At 55.0% G+C, this 26,929-nt stretch carries 26 protein-coding genes and 1 riboswitch; of the genes, 13 read left to right on the plus strand and 13 right to left on the minus strand.

Going from position 1 to position 26,929, the window contains the following annotated elements; genetic code table 11:
- Window positions 1-43 precede the first annotated feature (43 nt).
- Window positions 44-898: an SDR family oxidoreductase gene (locus ACO6TI_RS23925; RefSeq protein ID WP_422383505.1), complete on the plus strand. Its 855-nt coding sequence runs from the start codon at window positions 44-46 to the stop codon at window positions 896-898.
- A 158-nt stretch (window positions 899-1,056) separates the two neighbouring features.
- Window positions 1,057-2,298 (plus strand): MFS transporter, encoded by a 1,242-nt coding sequence (locus ACO6TI_RS23930; protein ID WP_422383506.1) that lies wholly within the window; start codon window positions 1,057-1,059, stop codon window positions 2,296-2,298.
- Here ACO6TI_RS23930 and ACO6TI_RS23935 read toward each other — a convergent pair.
- The 4 genes from ACO6TI_RS23935 to ACO6TI_RS23950 form a co-directional block, all read right to left on the minus strand.
- On the minus strand, window positions 2,255-3,262 hold the full coding sequence (locus ACO6TI_RS23935; protein ID WP_104702002.1) for a FecCD family ABC transporter permease: 1,008 nt from the start codon (window positions 3,260-3,262) through the stop codon (window positions 2,255-2,257). The genes ACO6TI_RS23930 and ACO6TI_RS23935 overlap by 44 nt on opposite strands.
- Before the next feature lie 87 nt (window positions 3,263-3,349).
- Window positions 3,350-4,285: an ABC transporter substrate-binding protein gene (locus ACO6TI_RS23940; RefSeq protein WP_422383507.1), complete on the minus strand. Its 936-nt coding sequence runs from the start codon at window positions 4,283-4,285 to the stop codon at window positions 3,350-3,352.
- A gap of 15 nt (window positions 4,286-4,300) precedes the next feature.
- Window positions 4,301-5,074, minus strand: coding sequence for an ABC transporter ATP-binding protein (locus ACO6TI_RS23945; RefSeq protein WP_104702004.1), 774 nt, complete (start codon window positions 5,072-5,074; stop codon window positions 4,301-4,303).
- On the minus strand, window positions 5,071-5,475 hold the full coding sequence (locus tag ACO6TI_RS23950) for a DUF1636 family protein (protein ID WP_422383508.1): 405 nt from the start codon (window positions 5,473-5,475) through the stop codon (window positions 5,071-5,073). Before ACO6TI_RS23950 ends, ACO6TI_RS23945 begins: the two co-directional genes overlap by 4 nt.
- Before the next feature lie 378 nt (window positions 5,476-5,853).
- Window positions 5,854-6,065: riboswitch (cobalamin riboswitch) on the minus strand.
- Window positions 6,066-6,595: 530 nt separating this feature from the next.
- Here ACO6TI_RS23950 and ACO6TI_RS23955 point away from each other — a divergent pair.
- The 4 genes from ACO6TI_RS23955 (at window position 6,596) to ACO6TI_RS23970 (ending at window position 11,353) form a co-directional block, all read left to right on the plus strand.
- Window positions 6,596-7,534: an ABC transporter substrate binding protein gene (locus ACO6TI_RS23955; protein WP_422383509.1), complete on the plus strand. Its 939-nt coding sequence runs from the start codon at window positions 6,596-6,598 to the stop codon at window positions 7,532-7,534.
- Between the two features lie 83 nt (window positions 7,535-7,617).
- The gene (locus ACO6TI_RS23960; RefSeq protein ID WP_422383510.1) at window positions 7,618-8,352 is read left to right on the plus strand and encodes a YrhK family protein; all 735 of its coding nucleotides are present in this window, start codon (window positions 7,618-7,620) and stop codon (window positions 8,350-8,352) included.
- Between the two features lie 497 nt (window positions 8,353-8,849).
- Window positions 8,850-9,503 (plus strand): response regulator transcription factor, encoded by a 654-nt coding sequence (locus ACO6TI_RS23965; protein WP_350185642.1) that lies wholly within the window; start codon window positions 8,850-8,852, stop codon window positions 9,501-9,503.
- Window positions 9,500-11,353 carry an ATP-binding protein gene (locus ACO6TI_RS23970; RefSeq protein WP_422383511.1) on the plus strand — a complete coding sequence of 618 codons (1,854 nt, stop codon included), beginning with the start codon at window positions 9,500-9,502 and terminating at the stop codon, window positions 11,351-11,353. The genes ACO6TI_RS23965 and ACO6TI_RS23970 overlap by 4 nt, the downstream gene beginning before the upstream one ends.
- Before the next feature lie 12 nt (window positions 11,354-11,365).
- Here the strand turns inward: ACO6TI_RS23970 and ACO6TI_RS23975 are convergent, their stop codons facing one another.
- From ACO6TI_RS23975 to ACO6TI_RS23990, 4 genes are all read right to left on the minus strand, one after another.
- Entirely contained in the window at window positions 11,366-13,027 is a 1,662-nt protein-coding gene (locus ACO6TI_RS23975) for a Na/Pi cotransporter family protein (RefSeq protein ID WP_422383512.1), read from the minus strand.
- Window positions 13,027-13,362 carry an STAS domain-containing protein gene (locus ACO6TI_RS23980; RefSeq protein ID WP_055116225.1) on the minus strand — a complete coding sequence of 112 codons (336 nt, stop codon included), beginning with the start codon at window positions 13,360-13,362 and terminating at the stop codon, window positions 13,027-13,029. The genes ACO6TI_RS23975 and ACO6TI_RS23980 overlap by 1 nt, the downstream gene beginning before the upstream one ends.
- A gap of 233 nt (window positions 13,363-13,595) precedes the next feature.
- Window positions 13,596-14,546 (minus strand): hypothetical protein, encoded by a 951-nt coding sequence (locus tag ACO6TI_RS23985; RefSeq protein ID WP_104702011.1) that lies wholly within the window; start codon window positions 14,544-14,546, stop codon window positions 13,596-13,598.
- A 707-nt stretch (window positions 14,547-15,253) separates the two neighbouring features.
- A complete protein-coding gene (locus ACO6TI_RS23990; RefSeq protein WP_422383513.1) occupies window positions 15,254-15,970 on the minus strand; it encodes a phytochelatin synthase family protein in 717 nt (238 codons plus the stop codon).
- Between the two features lie 156 nt (window positions 15,971-16,126).
- Between ACO6TI_RS23990 and ACO6TI_RS23995 the strand changes: the two genes are divergently transcribed.
- From ACO6TI_RS23995 to ACO6TI_RS24010, 4 genes are all read left to right on the plus strand, one after another.
- Window positions 16,127-18,211 (plus strand): S9 family peptidase, encoded by a 2,085-nt coding sequence (locus tag ACO6TI_RS23995; RefSeq protein ID WP_422383514.1) that lies wholly within the window; start codon window positions 16,127-16,129, stop codon window positions 18,209-18,211.
- Window positions 18,212-18,340: 129 nt separating this feature from the next.
- A complete protein-coding gene (locus ACO6TI_RS24000) occupies window positions 18,341-19,933 on the plus strand; it encodes an ABC transporter substrate-binding protein (protein WP_422383515.1) in 1,593 nt (530 codons plus the stop codon).
- 293 nt (window positions 19,934-20,226) lie between these two features.
- Complete coding sequence (locus tag ACO6TI_RS24005) at window positions 20,227-21,279, plus strand: hypothetical protein (protein WP_422383516.1); 1,053 nt, start codon at window positions 20,227-20,229, stop codon at window positions 21,277-21,279.
- Between the two features lie 194 nt (window positions 21,280-21,473).
- Window positions 21,474-21,860, plus strand: coding sequence for a hypothetical protein (locus tag ACO6TI_RS24010; RefSeq protein ID WP_144435999.1), 387 nt, complete (start codon window positions 21,474-21,476; stop codon window positions 21,858-21,860).
- A gap of 7 nt (window positions 21,861-21,867) precedes the next feature.
- On the opposite strand, the gene ACO6TI_RS24015 is transcribed toward ACO6TI_RS24010, so the two are convergent.
- Window positions 21,868-22,773, minus strand: a complete 906-nt coding sequence (locus tag ACO6TI_RS24015) for a LysR family transcriptional regulator (RefSeq protein WP_348315100.1) — start codon at window positions 22,771-22,773, stop codon at window positions 21,868-21,870.
- Window positions 22,774-22,870: 97 nt separating this feature from the next.
- Here ACO6TI_RS24015 and ACO6TI_RS24020 point away from each other — a divergent pair, with 97 nt between their 5' ends.
- From ACO6TI_RS24020 to ACO6TI_RS24030, 3 genes are read left to right on the plus strand one after another with little or no spacing between them, the layout of a single operon-like run.
- Window positions 22,871-23,182 (plus strand): putative quinol monooxygenase, encoded by a 312-nt coding sequence (locus tag ACO6TI_RS24020; RefSeq protein ID WP_422383517.1) that lies wholly within the window; start codon window positions 22,871-22,873, stop codon window positions 23,180-23,182.
- A 7-nt stretch (window positions 23,183-23,189) separates the two neighbouring features.
- Window positions 23,190-23,408, plus strand: coding sequence for a DUF2798 domain-containing protein (locus ACO6TI_RS24025; RefSeq protein WP_055116245.1), 219 nt, complete (start codon window positions 23,190-23,192; stop codon window positions 23,406-23,408).
- Between the two features lie 15 nt (window positions 23,409-23,423).
- Window positions 23,424-23,798, plus strand: coding sequence for a RidA family protein (locus ACO6TI_RS24030; RefSeq protein ID WP_055116246.1), 375 nt, complete (start codon window positions 23,424-23,426; stop codon window positions 23,796-23,798).
- A gap of 57 nt (window positions 23,799-23,855) precedes the next feature.
- On the opposite strand, the gene ACO6TI_RS24035 is transcribed toward ACO6TI_RS24030, so the two are convergent.
- From ACO6TI_RS24035 to ACO6TI_RS24050, 4 genes are all read right to left on the minus strand, one after another.
- Entirely contained in the window at window positions 23,856-24,341 is a 486-nt protein-coding gene (locus ACO6TI_RS24035) for a GNAT family N-acetyltransferase (RefSeq protein WP_196900626.1), read from the minus strand.
- A 31-nt stretch (window positions 24,342-24,372) separates the two neighbouring features.
- Complete coding sequence (locus ACO6TI_RS24040) at window positions 24,373-25,305, minus strand: c-type cytochrome (protein WP_104702020.1); 933 nt, start codon at window positions 25,303-25,305, stop codon at window positions 24,373-24,375.
- A gap of 46 nt (window positions 25,306-25,351) precedes the next feature.
- Entirely contained in the window at window positions 25,352-25,810 is a 459-nt protein-coding gene (locus ACO6TI_RS24045) for a c-type cytochrome (RefSeq protein ID WP_104702021.1), read from the minus strand.
- A gap of 197 nt (window positions 25,811-26,007) precedes the next feature.
- The gene (locus tag ACO6TI_RS24050; protein ID WP_055116253.1) at window positions 26,008-26,610 is read right to left on the minus strand and encodes a superoxide dismutase; all 603 of its coding nucleotides are present in this window, start codon (window positions 26,608-26,610) and stop codon (window positions 26,008-26,010) included.
- Window positions 26,611-26,929 lie beyond the last annotated feature (319 nt).

Here is a 26,929-nt window from a genome sequence, read left to right on the forward strand (position 1 = left end):
CTGCATCCGATTGATCCTCAGTCAGAAATCCAGGAGACATTCAATGATTGCAGTCACGGGTGCCAGTGGCCAACTCGGACGCCTTGTCCTGAAACATCTTTCGAGCCTCACCCATGAACCCGTCCGGGCATTGGTCCGCTCGCCGGACAAAGCGCAGGATCTCGTCAGCAGCCAGATCAGTGTGTCGCGTTTCGACTACAACGATCCTTCCGGCCTTGCCGAAGGTCTTGCAGGTGTCACACGTCTGCTTCTGATTTCCGGCTCGGAGATCGGCCATCGGGTCGCCCAACATGCTGCAGTTATCGAGGCCGCGAAGTCAGCAGGTGTGAGTTTCATCACCTATACGAGCTTGCTGAATGTACCCAACTCCAGCCTCGTTCTCGCCGCCGAGCACATCGACACCGAGAGTATTCTGTCAAAAAGCGGTATCGCCCATGCGGTTCTCCGGAACGGATGGTATCTTGAAAACTATGCGGGCACCGTTGCAGCGGCGCTTCAGCACGGTGCTGTTGTCGGTGCAAGTGGAGACGGCAGAATTTCTGTTGCAGGACGCGAAGACTACGCCGAGGCGGCCGCACGCGTTGTTTCGGGTGCCGACCTGTCGACGCGGGTGATGGAACTTGCCGGAGATCAGTCCATCAGCCTGTCGGAGCTTGCAGCGGAAATTTCAAGACAGACCGGCCGGAACATACCTTTTCAAAACCTGACCGAGGACGACTACGCCGGCGTTCTCATGGGTGCAGGCTTGCCGGAGGCGTTTGCCAGGGCGATTTCCGATGCGGACCGGGGAGCAGCTTCCGGAGAACTTTACAATGCTTCAACGGCGCTTCGCGCCTTGATAAGACGCCCGACCAAACCTGTTTCAACGTTTGTCGCCGAGTTGCTGTCGTCCGCCTAAACGGTGAGTTTATCTGAATTTGTTGCAGCAGTGCCGGAGACATGCTGATGTCTCCGGCCATTCATTCAGGAAATTGCTCAATCACTTCAAGGATATTTGTTGGCCCGGTTTCATCGAACCTGATACGCAGGTGGCTATACCCAGTTTGAAAGCCAAAGATGTCCGGTCAACCCGTGTCAGATCCTTACGTTCAAGACGGGCCCTATGCCTGGTTCCGTCTCGCGATCTCAATTCTTTTGAGCACCGTAGGCGGTGCCGGAATGTGGGTGGTCGTGATTGTGCTTCCGGACGTTCAGACGGATTTCGGTGTTGACCGGGCCGGTGCGTCGCTTCCCTACACGGCAACAATGGTCGGTTTTGCCGTTGGAAACTATATTCTCGGGCGATTTGTCGACAGGTTCGGCATCGTCCCACCCGTCATCGCGTCTGCTCTGTTTTTGGGAGCGGGTTTTGCACTTGCCGCCGTTTCTCCGAATATCCTGCTGTTTACGGTGGCCCAGGGCGTATTGATCGGCCTCGGAACAGCGGCAACGTTTGGCCCGCTCGTGGCCGACGTCTCGCACTGGTTCCTGAAACGCAGGGGACTTGCGGTAGCCTGCGCGGCAAGCGGCAACTATCTTGCGGGGGTTCTCTGGCCGTCCTTCATTAAATGGAGCCTTGTCAGCAACGACTGGCGAGAAACCTACCTGTTGATCGGTGCGCTTTGTGTGGTGCTGATGGTCCCGCTCGCGCTGGCCTTGCGCCGCCCGCCACCCGCGTCCGCCCTGAGCGCCCTGCCCTCCGGCAACACTTTCGGCGGTCAGCCGAGCGGTCTCTCTCCGACTGCGCTGCAATTCCTCCTTGTGGTCGCCGGTCTTGGTTGCTGCGTGGCAATGTCCATGCCGCAAGTGCATATCGTCGCCTATTGCGTGGACCTTGGATACGGAATTGCGCCTGGCGCCGACATGATTGCCCTGATGACAGGGGCCGGTGTCGTCAGTCGCCTTTTGTCGGGATATCTCGCCGACAAAATCGGTGGCGTGTGGACACTTCTGATCGGGTCGGTCCTGCAATGCGCCGCTCTCTTCCTCTACATTCCATTCAACGGGCTCGCGTCGCTTTACCTTGTGTCGCTGATCTTTGGCCTGTCGCAGGGCGGCATCGTTCCCAGCTATGCGGTCATTGTGCGGGAATATCTGCCCGCGCGCGAAGCCGGGCAGCGTGTCGGACTTGTCATGATGTCAACGATCCTCGGCATGGCCCTGGGTGGCTGGATGTCCGGTCTGATCTATGACCTGACCGGTTCCTACCAGGCAGCATTCCTCAATGGTATCGCCTGGAATTTCCTCAACATGGCGATCATGGTCTTCATCCTGTTCAGCGGCCGCCGCTCCCGGCCCGCGATCGCAACAGGAATATGAAGAACACTCCGCCGATCAGGCCGGTCACGATGCCGATCGGCATGTCTTCCGGTGACATGAGCGTCCGTGCCAGGATATCGGCCCAGATGAGGAATATCGCCCCCAAAAGCAGGCTGGCAGGCAGAACACGCCTGTAGCTTCCCCCCACAAGAAACCGCGCGATATGCGGGATCATGAGCCCGACGAATCCGATGATGCCCGAAAAGGCAACCATCACGCCGGTGATCAAGGCGCCGACCACGAACACGACCAGCCGGAACCGCGCCACGGGGATGCCGAGCGTGGACGCGGTTTCGTCTCCGATGGTCATCGCATTGAGGTCTGCCGCCTTCGCCAGAAGATAGGGGACAGTCAGCACGAGTATGCCGAGAGGAAACAACAGGTGGTTCCACTGCGCCAGCCCAAGTCCGCCCAGCATCCAGAACACAACCGTATGTGTCGCGCGCGGATCTCCCATGAAAATCATGATGTTTGCCAGGGACATGATGATGAAGGAAACAGCGACACCTGCCAGAACCAGTCTGTCGGCGCTTGTTGCGGAGGCAAAATGCGTAACCCCGAGCACGATGAGCGTTGCGACGAGCGCGCCCGCGAATGCCATTAGAGGAACCGTCAGCAGCCCCAGGAACAGTCCCGTGTGCAAAAGAGCCAGGATCGCCCCTGCCGCACCTCCGGACGAAATACCGAGCAGGTGCGGGTCCGCGAGCGGATTACGGGTGACCGATTGCAGCGCGGCACCCACAATAGCAAGGCCTGCACCGACAAAACCGGCCAGCAATGTGCGCGGAAGCCGGATGTCCCAGACAATTGCCTCTCTTCCCCTGGACCAGTCGATTTCGACGGCGCCGGGCAACAGTTTGTTGGCAACGACCCCGAACACCGTACTGGCCGGGACCGAAATGGCCCCCACCGAGACGGCCACGACCACGGAAATGATCAGCACAAGCCCGCCGGTCATCAGCATGAGGCCGAACCCCCAGCTTGATGGCGGCGAACTGCTTTTCTGCACGCTGTCCCTCGATATTTCCGCGGTCGGTCGCTGCAACAAGGTTTACTCTCCCCAGAAGGCTTCTGCCAGTTTCTTGATAGCTTTGATGTTGCGCGGACCAGGTGTCGCCTCGACATATTCGAGCGTAACGAACCGGTCGTTCCTGACGGCGTCGATTTCAGCCAATGCAGGATTCTGCATCATGAAATCTCTCTTCTGCTCAGCCGTCACGTTTCCGTAGTTTACGATAACGATGAATTCCGGGTCCTTTTCGACCACGGTTTCCCAGTCGATCTTGGCCCAGCTCTTTTCGAAATCGTCAAGTACATTGACACCCCCCGCAGCTTCAATGAGTGCCGTTGGCATGGCATAACGCCCTGCGGTGAACGGTCTATCTTCACCACTATCATAGACAAATATTTTCAGAGGCTTATCGCCGGGTCTTAAAGAAGATTTATAGCTATCGAGTTCGGCCTTGTAACCGGCGACCAGATCATGTGCCTGATCTTCGACACCGAAGATCTTACCCAGATTGATCAGGTCATTATACATATCCGCCATCGACACTTTCGGTTTTTCACCGATGTGGATGCACGATTCGGTCAGTTCGTAGACCTGAATGCCGAAGGGCTCGAGCGTTTCCGGGGTCACCTCTCCACCGACCTTCATGCCGTAGTTCCAGCCGGCGAAGTAGAAGTCCGCATCAGCGCCAATCAGGACTTCCTTGGTTGGATACTTTGCGGAAAGTTCCGGTAGTTCCAATACGCCGTCACGCATTTCCTCATCGAGCGTTTTCCATCCTGAAATGCCGGTATAGCCAACCATATGATCGCGGAGGCCGAGAACGAGCATCATTTCGGTGAGGTTGACATCATTGGAAACGGCCGCCATTGGCGGAGCGTCGAATGTCACTTCTCGATCGCAGCTTTTTACCGTGGTCTGTGCCAGCGCAGATCCTGCAAAAACGGTGGTCGCGAGGCCGATTGCCAAACGTTTCATGGAATTCTCCGGTACTTAAAGATGAAAGGTAAGATGTGCTTGTTCGCTCGGCGCAAGTTGTTCCAGTCGCGCCTGCACGGAATAGGCTTTTTCGATGTGGTCCGGTGTCAGAACGTCTTCCGGTTCTCCGAACGCGACCGCCGCCCCTTTGTGCAGCAACAGGACGCGGTCGCAGACGCGGCCGGCAAGGTTCAGATCGTGCAGGCTTGTGACGATAGTGATGTTGAGGCTGGATATCAGCGCAACGATTTCCAGCTGGTGGCGAATGTCCAGGTGGTTGGTCGGCTCATCCAGAATGAGCAATTCGGGCTCCTGGGCAAGTGCACGGGCAACCATCACCCGCTGGCGCTCGCCACCGGAAAGCGTTCCGAAGGATCGCGCGGCGAGCGGCAGCAATCCCATCCGGTCCAGGGCACCTTCGGTAATTTCGAAGTCGTCGCTGCCATTTCCGGCAAACCCCGTCCCGTGCGGACGGCGGCCCAGTGCGACGATCTCCCGGACGGTCAATGCAAAATCAGTGGGCTGCTCCTGCAGGACGGCAGCAACTTTCTTGGCGGTCGATCTCGCGGACATTTTCCAGATATCCTGACCGTCGAGAAAGATCGCACCGGTACTCGGCCTGTGAAAACGATAAAGTAGACGCAGAAGCGTGGATTTGCCCGCACCGTTGGCACCGGCCAGTCCCAGAACCTGGCCTGCGGCGAGATCGAAACTGACGGGATGCAGGATGGTATTGCCCTGCCCCGCGCGCCATCCGGCCTGCCTGGCCGAAAGGGCCGCGCCACTCATGAAACGGTTGCCGTATCTGCTTCGGTCACGCTCATTGCGGCCGGTATGCGCGCGAGTGCCGATCGCCGGAGTTTGCCGGGACGGTCCGCAGAGTTGCACCAGCCATTCGCCAGAACCCTGTACTGCCGGGCAAAGGCAACCAGATCATCAATATCCGTCTCCGGATCGATGTCACCGAAAAGATAAGTCGCCTTTTCATTGGCTCTGTAGGCAACCGTGCAGGGCCGTGAGCATCCTGCCATGCACGCGATACCTGAAACTTCAAAGTCGTTTCCGGCAACCGGTAAGGCGCAGGTCAAGGCCTCCCGCAGCTTGGCGATCAGTTCAAAACCCGGCCGAAAGTCGCTGCCATTGTGCCTGCAGGACGTACAGACGAATATCTTGTGCGATTCACGACTCATCTGCCATCCCCGACGTTTCCACGTGTTTGTCACCGCCCGAATCCGAGCTGCCCGATTGTTCATGATCAGACCGCCGATCCGGAATCTGCACCTCATTTAAAAGGCTATGTCGCAACTTATGTAATGTTATTACATTACGTTCACTTTTCGATGCAAGCGGAAATCTGCAGCCATTGGGGCACATGGCTCTGGCTGCGCGTTCGCCCAAAGCACCGGCCTTGGCTAGAAAAACGGGTATGAAATCAGCATTTTCGTTTCTGGTCCGGTTCATTTCGCCCTCCGCGATTACACGGGGCTTGCAGGAACCGAAGGTCTAACTCTGTCAGCGATCGCTGTTTTGCCATGCCATCCGCTCCTCCGGAACACCCCGTCCGGGTTGAAGTTTGTGATGAAATGGCAGGTCTCCTGACTTGCGGGTCATGGCTTGCCTGATCCTTCCCGGGGTCTCCCCAGTGGCGCTTTCAGGTTTGCTCACCGCTCACAGTTGCGGGGGCAGTCACGGACTTGGTGCCTTTTGGCTACGCCGCACCGTGTTCCCTTTTAATCCCGATCCGGCTCCGGATACGAGAACCATAAGACCATTGATTGGCTGAAATTGAGGAAGCTGTCAATCGACAAACCGACCTGTGTCTTCCAGGCAGCGACATATGGCAATTTCAGCTGGTTTGAACCGTTTCTGTTACCTTGTTGCCGCGGTCCAACTCGACAAGAGTCCAAAGAACCAACAGTGCCGTGCAGATGTAGCCGGGAGGGATTGAGCGGGCTTCGTTGGAACAAGACTTCTCGATCATGTGGAGCCACAATCAAATGTCAGGACCTCAAGACAGGAATGGTTTCGACCAGCCGCCCAGACGATAGTCCAGCACCTCATGCATGACCGGATCATCGCCGGTGAAAAAGTGTGAATGCGCGAGCTCGCGAACATTGGTTGCGTTCAATTCAAGACAGTATATGCGGTATCCAGTCCTTCCCCTTGAAATTTATAGCGCCAAAGAAAAAGAAAATGGGCATTGATACCAAGCATAATCCGAATAATCTTCTACTCACCGGGCAAACTTCCAAATTGATTGCATAAAAGAGAGACCGCCACCCGAAGATGAAAAACCTGATTACTAGTTGTATGATCTTGGTTGCAGTGGTTCTTACCCCGGTATTCGGTGAGGCAGCCGATGACACCAAATCCATATTGATGATCACTTGGCGTGGCCTCACGCCTGCCGAAGAAGGGTTCGTCGAAAAACTGGGCGAACTTGGCATCGATGCCGACATTGATCACTTTGACGCAAACCGTGACCAGACAGAACTGGCCGGGTTTTTACGGGAAAATCTCGACGTTCTGAAAACACGGGACCTGATCTACACCTTCGGAACGACCGTCACGCAGACAGTCAATAATTTCGACATCGCAAATGTGCCCCGTGTGTTCAATATCGTGGCCGACCCGGTCGGTGTCGGACTGGTCGGGTCCCTGGATTGCCCGCCCCCCGGCATGACCGGTGCCAAGATGTCCCTGTCACCGGACGTGAACCTGGAGTTGTTTCGAAAAATTCACCCTGTCCAAACCATGGCGATCCTGTTTGATCCGCGGGAAAACAACGCTGTCTCAGAGGCCGACCACCTCACGATTGCAGCAGAAAAACTCGGCATCACTCCCAAGCGGCTTCGCTTTGCACCGGATGCGGACGAAACCGATCTTCAGCTTTCATCTCTGATCCCGCAGCTTGAAGGCGTCGACGCGCTTTACGTCACCGCTTCATCGTCGTTCATCGCACATTCCGGGATCCTCAAGGAGATCATTCCGGACGACCTCGTCAGCATCGGATCGTCAACGGCCTATATCGACGAAGGAATAACGCTCGCCTTTGGTACAGAGTATCGTGAGCGAGGAGAGGCAGCAGCGGAATTGGCGGCGAAAATTCTGCTGGACGATGTTCAGCCAAACAAGTTGCCGATCGACGAAATCGACGCTGCTGACGCTATCCTCTTCGTGAATGCAGACAGCAAGGCTGCGTCAACGCTTCGCCTTGAGAATGCGACCAACACTGTGGTCTACAAGTAGGTTCGCCTGTCTTGCAGACACATTGAAGGCCCCTGGGACAACAAACATATACAGACCCGGTCAACAGCTGATAGCTTTTCGCGATGCCGCATCTATTTCTCAACAGGCCCAGAAATTTCGATCTGCTGGCCAAGCACGAAACCGTACGCAAGGACCTTGTCTGGGAAAGTCTCAACGCCGCGCTCTACAAGATCGGCGGGGTGATTTTCATCATCGGCAGCGTACTGTTTTTTCCAGCCTTCGCGAAATACGCAGATATCGGCGCCTGGTCCTTCATCGCGGGTTCCGTGCTCTATCTCGTAGTCACAGGACACGACCTTCTGGAAGTTTTCAACGCGGGTCGCCACCGTGAAGGTGAACCCTCTGTCTGGGACAGACTGGAAACCCTGGCTGCACTCACATACGTCACTGGAACGATCCTTTTCATTGTCGGAAGTGTCTGTTTCCTGAAACGGTATGATGCCACCGAGGCGGGCGCGTACTGTTTTGTTGTCGGCAGTCTCCTGTTTGTGGTCGGTGCGGTTGTGAATGTCCTGCAAATCATCACTGCCGGATCTCTGATCAAGCTTCAATTGATGAACCTGACAGCCTTGTCCTTTGTGACCGGATCGGTGCTGTTTGCCGTTGCGTCTGTGCCTTATCTCTGGACGATTGAAAGCAAATCCGATGCGCGTGAACTTTTTTCTTATCTGGCGTTTTTGTATCTGACCGGCAGCATCCTTTTCCTGCTGGGCGGGGTCTTCAACTATTGGCGTGCGCTCCTGGTCATTCGTGGCGTCGCGCGCTCGCAAAAGCTGAAACCCGCGCCGGTGAAATGATCTCCTGCAAGGTCCGGAACGCGGTTTTCATACCTGCGGACCGGAAAACCAAAAGCTGGGTCGCAATGAAGATCAGCGTCTTTCCGAACCGTCAATCGAGACACCGGGCGGCAAACGGTCCAACGGATTGCATCAGGCCAACGCTGTCTGTCATTCGCGCAAAGTAATGGAACGGCCAATTCATTTGACGCAAGGACAACGGCGCGAGGAATTGGCAATGCTGCAGTCACGTTCGTGATGCATTAAGGGGTTGTCATGACGTTTCCTGGCAGATTGAACAACACGCAAAAACTAAATATGCTCAAAAAAATGACCCTGAACAGCTGAGTGTTTCTTCAGCTGTTCAAGGTCCAGGTTTCAGTATCGAGGGCGGCTGCTCAACGCCCGATTGCAGAATAGGTGAGAATTGAGATCTTACGCTATCCTCTCAATATGGGATGGCGCCGGTTTTGATAATCATGTTCCAATAGCTCAACGTGTGTTTTGCAGGTGCTGAAATGACTGACCGTGAGGTCGATATCATTCTCGTGGAAGACGATCCGGTCATGTTGCAGTCCTTGCAGACGAGCATCGGGTCAGAGGGTGATTTTACGGTTCGTGCAGCCTGCGCCAGTTATGCCGAAGGTTCCAAAGCCATCGACACCATTCCAGCGGATGTGTTGATCACGGACCTGAAACTGCCAGACGGCCACGGCTTCGATCTGATTCGGCAAGCCAGAAAAACGCACCCTGAAATGGAAATTATGGTCATTTCCGTTCTGGGTGACGAACAAAGCGTCGTAACAGCCATTGCAAGCGGTGCGTCCGGTTTCCTTTTGAAGGATTCCCGCCCCCTCGATATCGCACAGTCCGTCAAACAACTTGTCGCCGGTAAGTCGCCAATCTCCACATCGGTCGCGCGTTTCATTATTCAAATCGTACAAGGGACCGAAAAGGACAATCAGTCCGATGAACTCCTGACCAAACGGGAGATGGATATACTTTGGGGCATTGCCAAGGGTTTCACGTACAAGGATGTTGCGGAGAAACTCGGCATTTCAAGCAACACGGTACCGACGCACATCAAGAACATTTATCGGAAGCTTGAAGTCAATTCTCGTGGCGAAGCTGTTTTCGAAGCCATTCAGCGTGGATTGATCAACATCTCTTGAACACTTCAGCGAACAACAAGACCGTCTGGCAGCATCCTGTCGTGCTTTTCCTGTGGGCGCTCGGCACCATCGTGATCACGCTCGTGCTCGCCTTCGAAATGCTTCCTCTGCCACAAGGTGTCGCGCCGCTGACGACAATGACTTTTCAGCAAGGCGCTGCTCAGGATCAACAGACCGAGGTCGCGCTACCGGACAACTGGCGTTCTCATCCCGAACGTCCCGCCGAAGCAGGCGTCTATCGTTCCGAATTCAGATACCGGACCGGGGACGGACGCTGGGGTGTCTATGTCCCCAACTACTCCGGTCAGATTACGGTACGGGTCAACGGTACGGAGCTTTCAACCGGAGGGCTTTTGAGTGGAGACCTGATCCCCGATCAAAGTATTCCGTATTTTGCTCTCTTTTCCGGCGGAACATTGAAACCGGGTATCAACCAGCTCGAAATCGACATGACCCCGGGCGGCAAACTGGTGGGCTTTTTGAGCGACGTCTATATTGGTCCGTCGAGCCTTTTGCGCAACAGCTTTGAATGGCACTATCTGCGCGCCGTTCGCCTGCCGGAGTTGATCGTATTCTGGCAATTGCTGCTGGCACTGCTGTTGTTGATACTCTGGATCAGTCGCAAACACGAACCAGCCGCACTTTATTGCGCAATATTGCTGCTTTTCAGCAGTCTTCACGGCATTCCGATCTATCTGCCCAGCTCTGTCGATATCTCGCACGCAATCGCACTTCTCGGCTATGTGGTGAATTTCTGGCTTACCGTTATAGGTTTGCTGTTCAACATCAGTCTCGCAAACCGGAAACTGCCCTTCCCGGCCTGGTATCTCTTTGTTCTTCCGGCGCTTTCAACCATTGGCTTCCTTGTCCTGCCTTCTCCTGTTTTCGATTATCTCGACAGGTTTATCGTTGTGCCGTTTTCGCTGGTGATCGTTTGCTGGACGATCTTTGTACTCGTGCGTGCAGCCATATGGCAGCGCAGTTGGGAATGCGCGCTTCTTCTCATTGCCGCGCTTTGCTCCTGTGGTCTCGTCGTTCACGACACCCTGATCATTGCCAATGTGACACCGGACAGCAATTTCCTGCATTTCCGGATTGTCTACATCCTTATTCTGCCCTCCTTGAGTGTCATTTTCTTCCAGCGTCTCATCCATTCGATGAACCATGTCGACGATCTCGTCAGCACGCTGGAGGAGCGAATTGCGGACAAGGAAAACCAGCTTCGGGAAACTTTCTCACAGCGCCAGATTCTTGAGGGAAAGCAGGCATTGCACGATGAACGCCGGCGGATAATGCGCGACGTTCATGATGGTCTTGGAGGTCAACTGATGTCGATCATCGCGATGAGCAGAATGGGCGAATCCAATCCCGATCAGATCGAGACCTCGGCACAGGCGGCGCTTGAGGAACTGAGGATGCTGATCGGATCTCTCGATGTGGAAAACGACATATCCGGGATGCTTGGAACTTTTCGGGAGCGCGCAGAACAACAACTGGCGCTACACGACATAGAACTCGACTGGCAGATGATTGATATTCCGGCAATAGAGGGTCTCAACCCTTCGCACGCACTCAACATACTGCGCATCCTGCAGGAGGCCACGACCAATGCAGTCAAACACTCCGGCGCCAGCAAGGTTAAGGTCCGGTTTTCACTACAGGCCGAGCCCAGGCAGATGCTGAAGATCAACATTGAGGACGACGGCCGCGGTTTTCAGCACGCAGCAAACAACGGGCACGGTCTGAAGAACATCCGCAGGCGCGCCAGCGAACTTGACGGAAGCCTCGACATCGTCTCCACGAGTGACGGTACCGTCGTTTCCTTTACCATGCCGATCTCGCTGCATTGAGCCCGTCTGTCTCTATGCGCGCTGCCGTTTGAGTCCGGCCTGCGTCTCGAAAACGCAGGAAAGAACTTCAACCTGGCTGCGGCCCACTCGTCCATATGCCCTGCCCGTCTCGCCAAATAGCCAGATCAATCGCTCACATAGATTCATCGCGTTCAGCAAACGGCCGCGGTCCCGCATCTTCAGAAGATTTTCGTCCTGAAGATAAGCGACCTTGATCGCGTTGATGCCGTTGCCCCTTTTGGAGGTCAGCCGTGCAAGAATTTCAAGAGTATCCGCATCCCGGTCATGCGCGATCGAGATCAGCACGCTGAGTATGGCGTCCAGTCCCTCGATCGCGGAGTCCGAAAACGTCAGCTCTGGTCGTTGTCTGCGCAGATAGGCAATTTCGGACCCAAGGTCCTTTAGGGTGTCGCGCATAGCCCCGACCGTATAGAGGATGCGTACCAGCATATCGATCCGCTCATGGTCTTCAGGCAAAAGCGTTCGTCTTGCCGCGATATCGTTGACGGCTTCCTCGATAATCTTGTGAAGTGCTGCGGTTGCCTCCAGGTTTTCATGCAGATCTCCGGATTTTCGTCCAACACGCAAGCAGTCAAATCCGTCGGCGATCAGTTGAAGCAACCGGATCAACTCCAGTTCGACAAGCCGTTGCGCAATGCATGCCGGTTCAGGGAACGGCGGAACCAGGTGTTTTGGCATGGCGCCGACTTCGACCCGGGTTTGCGGACTGATCCTCCTGAGCAGATCGGCACTCTGGTTGAGCAGCAACAAGAGAACCAGCACGGGCAACACGTTGAACAGGACATATGCCAAAGCCGCCTGCGTCCCCGGATTGTCGCTCAGACTTGAAACAAGGAAAATGACCAATGGCAATCCGGTCATGGTCTCCAGGTAGAACAGCGGCACAAGTATCAGCGCAGAACCTATGTTCAATCCGAACTTGTAAAGAGCTACCTGTCTTTGCACGCCCGACAAGTTGATTGACAACAACATCATCAAAATAGAGCCACCGACATTGGCACCATAGACAAACATGATCCCGTCCTGCAGACCCAGAAGACCGGATTGCAGGAAAACAATCATGACTGCAGAAACGGCAATCGATGATTGCGCAAACAGCGTCAGAACAATGCCGGCAAAAAATGCCAGCAGCGGCACTCCGGCAATCGATTCAACGAAATGAACAAACCAAGCCTGTGTTTCAAGCTGCGAAGCGGCATCCCGCATGATCTGCAGACCGAGAAACAGCAAACCGACACCGATCGCAGCACCTGTGATCTGTTCTTTGTGCCGCGGGCCGAAAGCGTAGAGAACCCCGGTGGCCCCGATCAGCAGCAGGACGGCAATCCGAATATCCATTGTCAGAAACAGGACGATCAGGCCGGCTCCCAAATTGAGCCCCAGGATGACAGGTTGCACCTGTTTCAACGTCAGCATGCCGGCACGCAACAGGCCGACGAGCAGGAACACTGCAGCAGTTCCGCTTTGTGTCAGGACGATCAGGATTGCACCGACAGAGAGCCCCGCAGGAGCTGATGACGTCAGCCTTGCGATTCGCTGTTTCAGTTTCTGATCGGCCAGGCGTTTGAGATTGACGCAAAGAAAATGCATCGCGAAGAAAAACAGACCCAGTCCCGCAAACATGGTCGCGGCGATCATCGCTTGGGTCGACATCAGCGGACTTCTCCGCGTGCGCTGACTTCGTCCGGATGAATATCGAGGACGGAAACAAATCCGGACAACTCGAATACTTCCTGCACCCGTCCCGATAGACCGAACACTCCCAACTGGCCGGCTTGACGGCGCAATCGCATCGCGATCGCAAGAAGAACCCCCAGTCCGGCACCCGCAAGAAATGTGACTCTGCCCATATCGATCAGCAAGCTTGTCGAAGAGGTTTCCATCAGGTCCAAAAGGGTTGCTTCAAAGTCTTCCAAAGTAACCAGATCAATGCGCCCGGTCGGACGAACAATGCAAAGAGTGTTTTCTTTATAGATTTCAATATTCACGAAAATATTTCTCCAAACAAATTGAATGAAGAACTAGGAGGGTCGTCATATATTTTTTTAAGATTTCGCCTGACAATCACTTAAATGCAGTCATCACAGGCGATTTAGTTTGTTGTTTTAAAATGCATTCGAACAAGCAATAAGATCACAAATCAGCGAATGCTGCCTCACACAGACACTCCGCTTCACGCAGCGTAAGATTTTCAAGACATTTTGTCACCCCGTCAAATGTATCAGGTCTCTGCTAGCTTCCAATCCAGAGAGCCGATTGCGACATCGCCAACCGCCCAAAGCATGTTTGCGACCCCGAATAGAACACCGACCGTCGTACCAGTCGCAACTGCGGCAATGCCGGTCAACACTCTCCACGGCAACCGTGTCCACATGGATGTCAAAAATGGCGCCGTCGACTTGGTATTTCTCGACACCCAAAATACGGATGGCAGGGCGATGCGCTTTACCAAAACGCCGATCGGCCGATCCAGCCGGGAAACCAGCAATCGCGCGAGCAGCCCGTCCGTCCGAAAGGGATCATTTGAAGAAGGCGCGCCTCCGAGCTCTTCCTGAATGGCATTGCATTCGTAAATCCCGCCCTGATACGTCATGAGGCTCGCGAAAAACACGTAAATACCTGTGAGCACGGTCAATCCCGGCAACAGGGCCGATTGGGTGTCTTGCACGGTGCTCAATCCATAGCCGGCAAGGCCGAAACCGCCCGCTGCCAGCATCAGTCCGCCGAGTTTCAAAAACACCGGACTGGTGCGGCACAATCGTAATAATGCAGACGCGGAAACAAAACTGACCGCTGTGAATGTGATCCAGCTGGCTCCGAAATAGAGCGCACCAAGAACCAGTCCGATCCCGGCCAGAGATGACGTTCTGTCAATCCAGATTTTAGCCTGCCCACTGTCTGGAGCCCTCAAAAATCTTCCCAGGAATATCGTCAGAAGAACGATAACCGCCAGACCCGCGGTCACAATGATATCGGGATAGGTGGAAAAGGCGGTCGCAACTGTAGACCAAAGATTGTCGGCTGGGATTTCGCTTACAGAGCGAAGCCCTTCGTAAAACGCAAAAAAACCACCGGCACCGGCGATTGCGGCCAACACATTTCCGCCTTCGTAACCCCAGAATTGCAGATCAGGTGCGATTTCGTGAATCTTGTATTTGAGCGGTGTAAACATCGCGCCAAAGTGGCAAAATACCGCGCTCGGAGGTATCCCATGACTTTGGGATGGCAGCCGGCAAATTCGAACGTCTGCTCCCCGGATATCGATCTAAAATGCAGCAACACGCGGCTTGTACGGCTTGCTATCGGAAATCTGACTCATTGAGGGGACGCTGCCCTGAAATTCAACGAACCGAGCGTTCCGACAGATATCTCGCACCCAAAGTTGTCTCCTGAAAAGATCTCGATTAAAAGCAGGCATCAAGTGAGCTGCAGAAGAATTCAAGGTCATGCTGCTGAAATATTTATAAGAATCGGATTTTCGGGATGACGATAGCATTCTGCGTCTTCGTTGGTGTACTTGTTTTGATGCTTCCGGAGAAATGGATTTGGCTTCTTGCTGCCGCCAGTTTTTTTGTCCTATTGGCATCACAGATCTTGCCGTTCACGATACCCCGCCAGTGGGATTTGCCGTCCGGATGGCAGCTAACGCAGTTTCTTATCGTCGCTGCTTTCTCCGCTATCCGGTACGGTATCGATAGCTGGCGCAAACGTGGAAGCAGGACTGAGTCGTAAAACTGCGCAAGTTGCAATCGTGTCGCGTCATTCCGGTATTACTCGCGATATGCCACTCGACGCTTCGGAAGCCACCTGCCGTACCAGCTGCCCGCACAGGTGGCAGTTACAGAGCCGGCGATCAAGTTGAAGCCCTGATTGCTCCGTTCAGTGACCAACGCTGACATATCCCCGGGTATTGCCGTCATTGTCGGCGTCGACCGTATTCATTGCATCAAACAGCGTTGCTGCCTCGACCCAGACCGGAGGGTACTTGTACCGTGACACGTCCAGGATGAGGAAACGGTCGCTGTCTTCATCATAGGCGCCGAGTGGCGAGATATGGCCGCCGGATTCCTGGCCGATGGACTTTCGCAGGTAATTCACAAGAATGAACTTGTCATTGTCCCGAAGCTGGGAGACCGCGGTCTTGCGAAACGTATCCAGATCGGAATCGGACGCATGAACCACGTCAACGACGAGATCATGTGCGGCAAAAATACCGCCGAGCTCGTCAAGCGTCATCCCGTATGGCGGATTCACGATCGAAGCAGCCGGTTTCACGGCGGTGGCGGCTGGTGTGAAAATGTTCTCCTGGTCGAACATGCCAAGCCCGAGTGTCATCTTGGAAGCCGGACGCGGTACGTTCAACGCATTAAGCACCATGGCAATCGTAGCCGGCCCGCAATAAGCCGGATTATCCTGTGTCGTGAAATGGATGCTTAGAGGGAAGTAGTCGTTACTCGCTTCCGACCCCAGGAGAAGTGTTTGTCCCTCCGGACTGGTGAGACCGATCAGATTTTCTGACAAGGGCATTGTTTCTGCGTGCGCAACTGAAAAACATGTCATCGCTGCGGCGGCGACGTTGAGGACCATCCGGTACATGCAACTCTCCTTTGTCACCAACTAACCCGAGATAATGTTTCACCGTAGCAGGAGCTGGATCAGCGCGCCAACTGAAAGCCTCGCTCTGCAAATCTTCGACATTTCTGAACACAATGTCACTTGCCAACAAATCCCAAAAATCCTACCTCCTTTGCCATGAAACAGGATGCTTTCTCCCCGCGCGCGCAGGCGCGCCCTCAAACCCATCAGACCCACGGCATCTCCCGGCAGGACGACTATGGTTGGCTGCGTGCGGACAATTGGCAGGAGGTGATGCGCGATCCTTCCGTACTGGATCCCGATATCCGTGCCTATCTGGAGGCGGAAAACGCCTATCAGGACGCCATCATGGAACCGACCAGGGAGCTTCAGGAAAAGCTCTTTGCCGAAATGCGGGGCCGGATCAAGGAAGACGACAGCTCCGTCCCTGCCCCCGACGGCAAATTCGCTTATGGCATGAAGTTCGAAACCGGCGGTCAGCAACCGATTTTCTTTCGCACACCGCGCGATGGCGGTGAAGAAACAATACTTTTGCATGGCGACAAGGAAGCAGACGGTAAGGCGTATTTCAGGATCGGCGGCGCTAGCCAGTCTCCAGACCACAAGTTGCTTGCCTGGGCCTATGACGACAAGGGTTCGGAATACTACTCTCTCCAGATCCGCGACGTGGCATCTGGAAAGGATCTGGACTACAGCATCGCCGACACCGGTGGCGGTGGTGTGTTTTCCACCGACGGCAGATTTGTGTTTTATGTCCGGCTTGACGACAACCACAGACCGTCAAAACTCTTCCGCCACGAAATCGGAACCGATCCTGCAGGCGATGTGCTGGTTCACGAAGAAGAGGATGCAGGTTTCTTCATGGGGGTCGGCAAGACCCAGTCCGGCGACACGATCCTGATTGACATCCATGATCACGAGACCTCCGAGGTCTGGATGATCCCTGCCGACCAGCCCGAGCTCCCTCCGGTTTTGATTGCGCCGCGCGATACCGGTGTTGAATACTCGGTCGAAGATCACGGTGACACGCTCTACATCCTGACCAACCTGGGAGACGCGGAAGACTTCAAGATCGTCACCGCGCCCAAGGCAACACCGGGTCGGGAATTCTGGTCGGATCTCGTCCAGCACAAGCCCGGGTGCCTGATCCTGTCGCACTGCGTCTACAAGACCTTCATGACGCGGCTGGAACGCGAAGACGGTCTGCCGCGCATCGTCATCCGCAGGCTGGCAGACAACATCGAGCATTCGGTGGAGTTTGATGAAGAGGCCTATTCTTTGGGTCTCGGCGGCGGCTATGAATTCGACACAACGGTGATCCGCTTCAGTTATTCGTCCATGACGACACCGTCACAAACCTTCGATTACGACGTGCAAACCCGTGAGCGCCTCCTTCGCAAGGAACAGGAAGTTCCCTCTGGCCACGATGCGTCCGACTACGTCACGCGCAGGCTCATGGCCCCGGCTGCTGACGGCGAAACGGTGCCCGTGTCGATCCTTTACCACAAGGATACGAAGCTCGACGGATCAGCGCCACTGCTGCTCTACGGCTATGGCTCGTACGGCATCACCATTCCGGCCAGTTTCAACACAAATTCGCTGTCCCTGGTGGATCGCGGTTTCGTCTATGCGATCGCTCATATCCGCGGCGGCAAGGACAAGGGTTTTCGCTGGTACAAGGACGGCAGACGCGAGACCAAGAAAAACACCTTTACCGACTTTATCGCGGCAGCAGATCATCTCGTTGCGGAGAAATTCACCGTACACGACCGCATTGTGGCACAGGGTGGCTCCGCGGGCGGCATGCTGATGGGCGCAGTTTCAAACATGGCACCTGATAAGTTCGGTGGCATCATTGCCGAAGTGCCGTTTGTCGACGTGCTCGAAACCATGTTGGACGACACTCTTCCCCTGACGCCGCCTGAATGGCCGGAATGGGGCAATCCGATCACGGACAAGACCGCATACGAGTACATTGCGTCCTATTCGCCTTATGACAATGTCGGCGCGAAGAACTATCCCGCAATTCTGGCGGTCGCAGGCCTCACCGATCCTCGGGTCACCTACTGGGAACCGGCGAAATGGGTCGCCAAGCTCCGTGCCGTCAAGTCCGGCGACAGCCTTTTGATGCTGAAAACCAACATGGAGGCTGGCCACGGAGGCGCTTCCGGGCGCTTTGACAGGTTGAAGGAAGTCGCGTTGGTTCAGGCCTTTGCACTGATGGTGACCGGCAAGGCCTAGGCTCTCCTCAGGCATCACATTTTTTTGAGACCCGGACCGGACCTGCAATCAGGTCCGGTATTTCTTTTGCGGCGAAATAGCTTAGGTTGTTTTCAATATAACGTTACAACGACACGCAAAGGGGATGTCATGACCAAGTCATTGCGCCGGGGTTCTTCATACGCTGCCAGTATTACACTTGCCGCCGCCCTGCTCTCAACTGTCTCGCTTGCAAGCGCTGCCGAATTGCGCTGGTCCTCTCCAACCGACCCGCAAACCATGGATCCCCATGCGGTCAACTCCGCGCCGGTCCTCGGCTTTCTGAACAATGTCTACGAAGGCCTTGTCCGCCGTGACAAGAACATGCAGATCGAAGGATCTCTCGCGGAAAGCTGGGAGCCGCTTGGCGGAGACGGCTGGCGTTTCCATTTGCGCGAAGGTGTCAAATTCCATGACGGTTCGGACCTGACTGCGGAAGACGTGCTCTTTTCTTATGAACGCGCCTCTTCGGAAGCGGCCGATACAAGTTCGTGGTTCGCACCGGTCAAGGAGGTCAAGATCGTTGATGACTACACGGTCGATTTCCTCACCCATGCACCCAACCCGATTTTTCCCGACTCCATCGCCAACTTCATGATCCTGGACAAGGGATGGGCTGAAGCAAACAATGCAGTGCGCCCGGCCAAGGACGAGGAGACATACGCGACGCTGAATACCAACGGTACCGGCCCCTTCATGCTTGCGTCCCGCGAACCTGGTGTGCAGACCGTTCTGGAACCGTTTGAAGGCTGGTGGGATGAACCGGAGCATAATCTGACCAAGGCGACCTTCCTGCCGATTGCCAATCCGGCAACAGCGGTCGCCGGTCTGTTGAGCGGCCAGGTCGACCTGATCAATCCGGTGCCGGTCCAGGATGTCGGTCGCATTGAAAACCAGGACGGACTGACCTTGCACCAGGGCATCGAGGCCCGGGTAATCGTGCTCGGTTTCGGTCACAATCACGACGCCCTCAAATATTCTGACGAGACCACGGACAAGAACCCCTTCCAGGACGTGAAGGTTCGCGAAGCCGTGCAGAAGGCGATCAACGCCGAAGCCCTGGTCGACAAGATCATGCGCGGCAACGCCGAAGTTGCGACTCAGCTTGTCAGCCCTCAGATGAAAGGCCATAGCGATGCGGCGACCGACCGCATCGGCTATGATCCCGACGGCGCCAGGGCACTTCTGGCGGAAGCGGGATATCCGGATGGATTTTCCTTCGGGCTGAAGTGTCCGAATGACCGCTATATCAACGATGAGGCACTTTGCAAGGCAATGGCCGCCATGCTGACACAAGCCGGCATGAAGGCGGATCTAAACGCAATGCCGGTACGCAGCTACTGGCCCGAACTGCGTGCGGGGAACTTCGACATGTACCTGCTTGGCTGGTCCCCTGGCACGTTCGATGCCGAACACCCGGTCCGCTTTCTTGTTACCACCAAGAATGACGAGAAAAAGCTCGGCAGCTGGAATTTCGGGCAGTATTCAAACGCCCGCGTCGATGAACTTCTTCCTCAGATCCAGAAGGAAATTGACGCTGATAAACGTCAGGCCATGCTGGATGAAGTGGCAAAGATCATCCGCGACGACGTGGTCTATGTTCCGCTCCATATCCAGCCGCTTCTTTGGGGTTCGAAGTCCAATGTCGACCTGACCCAGCGTGCCGACAATTTTCTGGTGCTGCGTTGGATCAACGTCAACTGATCTATCAAACCTGTCGAATTCCTGAGGCCGGCGTCCTGGACGCCGGCTTTTTCCTTTTGACTTCAACCGTCAAGAATCCGCTCAAGTATTCCGGTAACCAAAAAAATTAGCGGAATTTTTTCTAATATTTCAAAACACACCTCACCTTCGATTAATACGAAAACCGAATTATTTCTGTTTTTTAATGAAAAACATTTTAGTTGAAGACAGTTTTCCTCCCACCAATTTTCGATTAGCAGGTTTATTTCAAATAAAACCCGCATAACGTCATATATTTTCGGAGAGGAGCCATTATGAATACACATACCAGATTTACGAATACGAACTTTACCAATTTTGACGAACTGCTGGATCAAAAACTCATCGACCTGGCGGCAAACGCCGTGGATGTGACTAAGAGCGGTCCGCCAGGCGCTCCGGTCAATGAACCGGGAACACAGAATGCACCATCGGCGAATTCGGAAAACGGACCATCGGCATACGAACCGCCTTTCCTGGACCTTGACCCCTATGACCTGGAGGGCAAGGACAATCTTCCAACCGGGGATCTAATCGAGGGGCCGCAGGGCTCTATCGGATCCGCGGTTGAATCTGCCGGTGGCGCCGGCCATCAGCAGGTGAATTTCGCGCTCGACATGGCGGGCTATACGTTCCGGTCGGATGCCGGGAGGCTCGATATCATGGCGCTGAGCGAGGAGCGCACGACCGAGATCAAGACCATGACCTTCAACGGACAAGAGGTCGCGGTCGAATACCAGAGTGGCCTCGCCTACCGGTTCGAGGGCAGCTTTTACGACAACCAGTTCAGGGAACTGTATGTCGAATTGAACGCCGAGGTCTTCACTTCGATCCAGACAGAGGCGTTCGACGCGGACGGCAATCCGCTTCTGACGTCCTTCGGATACGAACAGATGCTCGAGGTCGCGGGACAAGCTCACGACTACGGAATCGAAGAATTCTCCATGGCGTTTGAATACATGATCGATATTCAGAGAAATGATTTCGGATTTTACGAAATGACGATTTCGGTCATGTTCGAAGGTGAAATCATCGACATGAACGGAATTGGTCGCGAGTTCCTGTTCGAAGACGAAACGATGTTCCTGTTCTCCGATCTCGATCAGATCAGTTTCGACCAGCTGCCGCAGGGCTTCAACGACGAAATCGCCCGTTTCGCCGCAAACATGGGCGATGCGTGGGATGCGTTCGGTTCCGTAAACGACCAGATTGAGGCCGTTCTCCTGAAACTCCGGGAAGAGGGACATTACCAGGCCTGGGACGACGCGGACCAGGGCCTGAACGACCCGTTCGATTTCAACCTGCCAAATGTCGACCCGTTTTCCTGATGAGGGCCGTCAGCCTCTCGAAAACGATCGATCTCAACGAAACCGGAAAATGCCTCCTCCGTCTGCCCGAACGGAGGAGGTTCCGCTGTTCGTGTCTTGATTTTGCCGCGCTCTTCCGCTCAAGTGATTTGCATTGCAAAACAGTCTCTTGATGCGCCATGCGCCCAAAAGAGAAACATTCGCTGGAGCATTCGATGGATCGCCAATTCCGCACGCGCACGCAAGTTTCCCGCAGGTTCAAGGCAACGTGCCGGAGTTTCCTTGTCGCCGTCGCAGCCATCGGCCTTGCAGCCTGCCAACAGCAGTTTCAAACCCCTTCCGATCTCCTGTTTGCACCGACATTCAACAAGACCCGGCAGAACCTGCCCTATACGCAGAATACCCAGTACGACTGCCGCAACTTTTCCGGGACCGGCTGGAAGGGAATTGCAAGTGGCGTCGTTTACGATTTCAGCAATAGATACCAGATCTCTCAGGCCGGCTGCTTCAAAACACAACAGGAGTGTCAGGCCTGGCTCTCGGTCATGCGGTCCTATATCGATGTTCCACGCTTCATCAGGTGCAACCCCCATACAGCCTAGGGCGTTTTCAGAGCGGAACACCGCCCTGCAGCACCTTGCGTGCGGCCATGAAAGCTTCGATGTGATCGCAAAGGCATTTTGCGCGCGCACTCAACAATCGTCCGGTCGGCCAGACCAGATAGGCATTGCGCAACTGTCCGGTCCATTTTGGCAGTACGATCCGGAGACGACCGGCATCGATTGCGGAAGACGTTTCGGTGACCGGCAATAGCGCAATCCCGTGACCATCGGCAACGAATTGTCGTGCCAACGTTATGTCGTCAACGGCTATATCCGCGTTGAGGTAAATCGTTTCCTCCGAGGCCGTTCCGGTATTCCTTAGCTGCCAGTGCGGAAGCGACGAGACCCAGATCAGCTTGTGGTGGCGTAAATCGTCCAGCTCCTTCGGCTCTCCATTTTCCGTCAGATACTTCGGCGCGGCCACCATCATGGTGGCAACGCTGCCGATCCGCTTCTGGTAAAGTGCCGGATCCGATTGCGCGCCGAAACGAAGCGCCAGATCGAACCGGTTCTCCCTGAGATCCCGGTTATCGTTGCTCAGGCCGAGAGAAAGCCTGATTTCGGGATGTTGTTTCACGAAATCCGACCACATCGGTGACAATATGCCTATGGAGGCATTTGTCGGTGCGGCGACACGCAAGGGCCCGCGAATTTTGTGCAGATCCGCATTCAGGCCTTCCAGCGTGTTTTCAGCCTGAAACATCAGCTCGGCAAGCGACCGGTAATAGGCTTCGCCTTCCGATGTCAGGGTAAACTTTCGGGCTGATCTGTGCACCAGCCTGACGCCAAGCGTTTCTTCAAGCCGCTTCAACCGCCGGGTGACCGTGGCAGCCGGAACGTTCAGCCTGCCTGCTGCAGCTGAAAGGCTCCGGCACTGGGCAATGTGAACAAACAGTGAGATATCGTCCAGCATGATTTCATTTTCGGAATTTAAACTCTCTATTTTTGATATAGATTGATGAAATAGAAATCAATAGATCTCCCATGATCCCACAAGCAAGGAGAGATCAATGCCTGGATATTTCATCAGCGCCGGAATCGAACTCAAGGACGGTGCGAATCTCGACAAGGCAGAACAAGGCCTTCGCCTCCTGACGGAACAGACCCGGAGTGAACCCGGCTGCATTTTTTTTGAAATTCGCCAGAACCTAAAGGAGTCTGGAAAATTCACGCTCTGGGAATGCTGGACGGACAAACAGGCGCTTGCCGATCATTTCGAGGCTGATCACACGAAAGCCTATCTCGCGCAGGACCTGACCGAGGTGAACTATATCGAGGAACTCACCGAAATCGGCGAGACCTCAGGTGCGATTTCAAGCTGAGACAGCCATGAAACACAGGCTGATTTCCACTTTTTTCATGTCGTTCGGCCTGTCTTTCGTGATGTCCTGCTGGGTGACTTTTCTCAATCTTGGCTGGAGCGACGCCTTCCTGGGCCAATGGATGGAGGCATTTCGTCTGGCGTGGCCGGCCGCAGCCATTGCCGCCTTCTTTCTCAGCCCGGTCGTTCAGAAAATTACCGGCATCTTCGCAAAGTACCTGCCCTGATACCTTGGAGCATCAATGACCATTTCACGCCAAAACTTCGAAGACCTGGGAATGCCCGTCGGTCCCTATACACACGCGGTTCGTCATGAAAACACAATCTTCACGTCTGGTTTCACCGCGTTTGGAACGCAGGCTCAGGCAGCATCGGCAGAGGAGCAGACGCACGCAACTCTTTCGCAGCTGAGTTTTCTCGCAGGGCAGTACGGCAAAACACTCTCGGACCTTGTCAAGGTCACCGTGTTTGTTACCGATCCATCCGACATTCCCGGCATTCGCCATGCCCTAACGGAAGCATATGGCAAAAACGTGCCTGCCAGTTCGCTGGTGATGGTCGCAGGCCTGTTTTCTCCGGATTTGCGTGTCGAAATGGAGGCCATCTTCGGACTATGAGGCAGCGAACGGCGTCCTGTCGTTGACAGCAGCCGCCAGTCGCAAGCCTTTCAGACCCTAGAGGGCTTTTCGAAAGAACACAGTCTCGCGGATCGGCGTCTTGTAATAGGCGGGTATTTCCTCGAAGCCGGCAGCTTTGTAGAGCTTTATCGCACCGGTCATCGTCGGCAGCGTATCGAGCAGCATCTCGCGATAGCCGGCTTCAACCGCGGTTTCCAGAATTTGGGAAACGAGAGTTGCGCCGACACCCTTGCCGCGACCGGCCGGCAAAACGTAAAGCCGCTTCATCTCGCATCTGCCATCTTCATCGAAGGCTCTTAGACCGACGCATCCCAAGACATTGCTCCCCGAATCCTTCGCGACAAAGAGCGCACCCTTCGGCGGTGCATACTTGCCCGGCATCCCCGCAAGCTCTTCTTCGAAACCCTGATAGGACAAGTCGATGTCCAGCCAGTCGACATAGGCCCGGAACAGGACCTTTACAGCCTCAAGGTCTGGACCCGTTTCAACAGATGTGATGGTGACGCTATTATCGAATGTCATCGGACCTCGATAATCCGGGACAATTCAGCTGTCAATTTGCTGTCGGAGCGACGACCGGAATCGCCTTGAGATAAGCCGCAATCGCTTCCCGGTCACTTGCAGGAAGCCGGGCCATGTTTTCCTGGACCTTGACCATCTCCCCACCGACAGAATCATATTCCGGCGTGAACCCGCTCTCCAGATAGTAAGCAATGTCCGCCGCGCTCCAACTGCCGAACTTACCTTCAACAGGTGTAATGTCGGGTATCCGGCCTTCACCTGTCGGTGCCGGTGCACCGCCGAGCCAATGCGAGAGAATCAGCCCGCCGGCAATATCACGTGCTGTGTGGCACTCCCCGCAGTGTCCGGGACCTTCCACCAGATATCGCCCCCTGTCCCACAGCGCCTGATCAACCTCGTTGCCGGAAACCGGTGCAGCTATCACAGGCTCCGGATTCAGAAAGAGGCGTTTCCAGAGACCAAGACCGCGGCGAATGTTGAACGGGAACCCGAGTTCATGCCCCGGGGCCTTGCCCTCGACCGAGGGCAGCGTATTGAAAAACGCGTAAAGGTCGCCAAGGTCTTCGACCGACATCCGCGCATATGACGAATAGGGAAACGCCGGGTAATAGTTTGCCCCATCCGGCGATGTTCCGTGTGTCATGGCATTGGCGAAATCCGTCAAGGACCAGGCACCGATGCCATCGGCCTCACTGGAAGAGATGTTCGGTGCAACGAAGACACCGAATGGAGTTTCCAGCCGCAATCCGCCACCAAGATTGAGCAGATCTTCGCCCTTTGCATCCTTTGCCGCATGACACGAAGCGCAACCGCCAGCCCAGAATACGAGTTCCCCCTTCACCGGGTCACCTGTCTTCAGCGCAGCTGCCTGCTGTTCGGTCATCCGCGTAGGTGCGGAGAGGCCCCATCCGGCACCCGCTGCAATGACAGCGAGCACGACAAGGACTATCAATGCCTTTTTCATGGACCTCTCCGGAACCGCCTAAACCGGCATATCGGTAATGCGCCGGTCAGTTCTTCTTACGGTAAGTCTCGTGGCACGATTTGCAAGTGCCGAACACGGGGCCCATCGCCGCCTTGAACGCGTCAAGATCCGCCGGACCGTCCTTGCCGGATGCTTCCATCGCCTTGCCGGCAGCAGCCGAGAATTTTGCAAGTTCGGCAGCAAAGCCATCGGCGTTTTCCCAGATGGCCGGCAACGCGCCGGTATCACCCTGGTCCGATCCTTCAGGGAAAAAGTCGCCGAAAGACGCAGCAGCGGCGTTCATTGCGGCAATTGCGGCTTTCCCCGCAACCGGCGAAAACGTGACTTCGCCTTTCATCATGCCGCCACCAAGGCCGGCTGCCGCGCCGACAGATGACATGATGGCTTGCCGCGTTGCGATTGGATCATCAGCAGCCTGAACAGACCCTGTAAATCCCAAACCGGCCAACATGAAAATGGCCGCAACATTCCTTACGATGCGCATGATCCTCTCCCTCTCGATCAAAACACCGCCGATACGGTGCGCAGGAGTTGGAGTACAGCCAAGAATTGCTCCGGAATAAAATCACGCTCCCGTGATGTCGCCTGTAAATTGTAACAATGTGTGCCCGAAGTCCCCTGGAAACGAAAAACCCCGGCCCTGACGGGACCGGGGTTTCAACTCATGATGAGAGGACCGGCTTACTTGGTCGCAGCTTCATAAAGCTCCAGGACATAGTCCCAGTTCACCATGTTGTCGACGAACGCTTCCAGATATTTCGGGCGGGCGTTCCTGTAGTCGATGTAATAGGAATGCTCCCACACATCACAGCCGAGAACCGGTACCGCACCATGAACAAGCGGGTTCTCGCCGTTCGGTGTCTTCATGATTGCCAGTTTGCCATCCTTGACAGCGAGCCATGCCCAGCCTGAACCGAACTGGCCCATTCCGGCGGCGATGAAATCGGCGCGGAACTTGTCGTATCCGCCAAGGTCGCTGTCGATTGCCGAAGCAATTGCACCCGGCAAGGATGTGCCGCCGCCATTCTTTTTCATCCATTTCCAGAAATGGATGTGGTTGTAGTGCTGCCCGGCGTTGTTGAAGAGCGGAGCATTGCTGCCGAAGCTTGCTTTGACAATCTCCTCAAGAGACTTGCCTTCAAGTCCGCTGCCTGCGAGCAGTTCGTTGCCCTTTGTGACATAGGCCTGATGGTGCTTGTCGTGGTGAAACTCCAGGGTTTCGGAAGACATGTAAGGTGCCAGGGCATCATATGCATACGGCAGGTCAGGCAATTCGAAAGACATGACAAACTCCTCAGGTTTAGTCGGGGACCGGCGGACCGGACACGAGGTCCTTCGAGCCGCTTCGTGCCGCAAAATAGGATTCCCCAGCCAGATCGGCAAGTTCGGAATTCGAAAATAAAACAATTTTTTCCTTATTTTTTTGTCACGTCAAGGATTCATGCCTCCAGGCACGGTCGTTTGGGCCACAAACTAAACCAATTAGTTGACTGTTAAACGGCAAGCTGATAATTCATCCATACGGTTGAATGAAGGTGTGCGCGTTACTTCACAGGCGACTGGATCGTTCGACCGGCCAGATGGCACTGTCCTAAGCGGGAGG

Source organism: Roseibium album (genome assembly GCF_965233825.1).
Classification (GTDB): domain Bacteria; phylum Pseudomonadota; class Alphaproteobacteria; order Rhizobiales; family Stappiaceae; genus Roseibium; species Roseibium album.

Excerpts from the sequence above, each read along its gene's own strand:
- ACO6TI_RS23925 (WP_422383505.1), top strand. The coding sequence starts at position 44 with ATGATTGCAGTCACGGGTGCCAGTGGCCAACTCGGACGCCTTGTCCTG.
- ACO6TI_RS23930 (WP_422383506.1), top strand. The coding sequence starts at position 1,057 with ATGTCCGGTCAACCCGTGTCAGATCCTTACGTTCAAGACGGGCCCTAT.
- ACO6TI_RS23935 (WP_104702002.1), bottom strand. The coding sequence starts at position 3,262 with ATGCTGATGACCGGCGGGCTTGTGCTGATCATTTCCGTGGTCGTGGCC.
- ACO6TI_RS23940 (WP_422383507.1), bottom strand. The coding sequence starts at position 4,285 with ATGAAACGTTTGGCAATCGGCCTCGCGACCACCGTTTTTGCAGGATCT.
- ACO6TI_RS23945 (WP_104702004.1), bottom strand. The coding sequence starts at position 5,074 with ATGAGTGGCGCGGCCCTTTCGGCCAGGCAGGCCGGATGGCGCGCGGGG.
- ACO6TI_RS23950 (WP_422383508.1), bottom strand. The coding sequence starts at position 5,475 with ATGAGTCGTGAATCGCACAAGATATTCGTCTGTACGTCCTGCAGGCAC.
- ACO6TI_RS23955 (WP_422383509.1), top strand. The coding sequence starts at position 6,596 with ATGATCTTGGTTGCAGTGGTTCTTACCCCGGTATTCGGTGAGGCAGCC.
- ACO6TI_RS23960 (WP_422383510.1), top strand. The coding sequence starts at position 7,618 with ATGCCGCATCTATTTCTCAACAGGCCCAGAAATTTCGATCTGCTGGCC.
- ACO6TI_RS23965 (WP_350185642.1), top strand. The coding sequence starts at position 8,850 with ATGACTGACCGTGAGGTCGATATCATTCTCGTGGAAGACGATCCGGTC.
- ACO6TI_RS23975 (WP_422383512.1), bottom strand. The coding sequence starts at position 13,027 with ATGTCGACCCAAGCGATGATCGCCGCGACCATGTTTGCGGGACTGGGT.
- ACO6TI_RS23985 (WP_104702011.1), bottom strand. The coding sequence starts at position 14,546 with ATGTTTACACCGCTCAAATACAAGATTCACGAAATCGCACCTGATCTG.
- ACO6TI_RS23990 (WP_422383513.1), bottom strand. The coding sequence starts at position 15,970 with ATGTACCGGATGGTCCTCAACGTCGCCGCCGCAGCGATGACATGTTTT.
- ACO6TI_RS23995 (WP_422383514.1), top strand. The coding sequence starts at position 16,127 with ATGAAACAGGATGCTTTCTCCCCGCGCGCGCAGGCGCGCCCTCAAACC.
- ACO6TI_RS24000 (WP_422383515.1), top strand. The coding sequence starts at position 18,341 with ATGACCAAGTCATTGCGCCGGGGTTCTTCATACGCTGCCAGTATTACA.
- ACO6TI_RS24005 (WP_422383516.1), top strand. The coding sequence starts at position 20,227 with ATGAATACACATACCAGATTTACGAATACGAACTTTACCAATTTTGAC.
- ACO6TI_RS24010 (WP_144435999.1), top strand. The coding sequence starts at position 21,474 with ATGGATCGCCAATTCCGCACGCGCACGCAAGTTTCCCGCAGGTTCAAG.
- ACO6TI_RS24015 (WP_348315100.1), bottom strand. The coding sequence starts at position 22,773 with ATGCTGGACGATATCTCACTGTTTGTTCACATTGCCCAGTGCCGGAGC.
- ACO6TI_RS24020 (WP_422383517.1), top strand. The coding sequence starts at position 22,871 with ATGCCTGGATATTTCATCAGCGCCGGAATCGAACTCAAGGACGGTGCG.
- ACO6TI_RS24025 (WP_055116245.1), top strand. The coding sequence starts at position 23,190 with ATGAAACACAGGCTGATTTCCACTTTTTTCATGTCGTTCGGCCTGTCT.
- ACO6TI_RS24030 (WP_055116246.1), top strand. The coding sequence starts at position 23,424 with ATGACCATTTCACGCCAAAACTTCGAAGACCTGGGAATGCCCGTCGGT.
- ACO6TI_RS24035 (WP_196900626.1), bottom strand. The coding sequence starts at position 24,341 with ATGACATTCGATAATAGCGTCACCATCACATCTGTTGAAACGGGTCCA.
- ACO6TI_RS24040 (WP_104702020.1), bottom strand. The coding sequence starts at position 25,305 with ATGAAAAAGGCATTGATAGTCCTTGTCGTGCTCGCTGTCATTGCAGCG.
- ACO6TI_RS24045 (WP_104702021.1), bottom strand. The coding sequence starts at position 25,810 with ATGCGCATCGTAAGGAATGTTGCGGCCATTTTCATGTTGGCCGGTTTG.
- ACO6TI_RS24050 (WP_055116253.1), bottom strand. The coding sequence starts at position 26,610 with ATGTCTTTCGAATTGCCTGACCTGCCGTATGCATATGATGCCCTGGCA.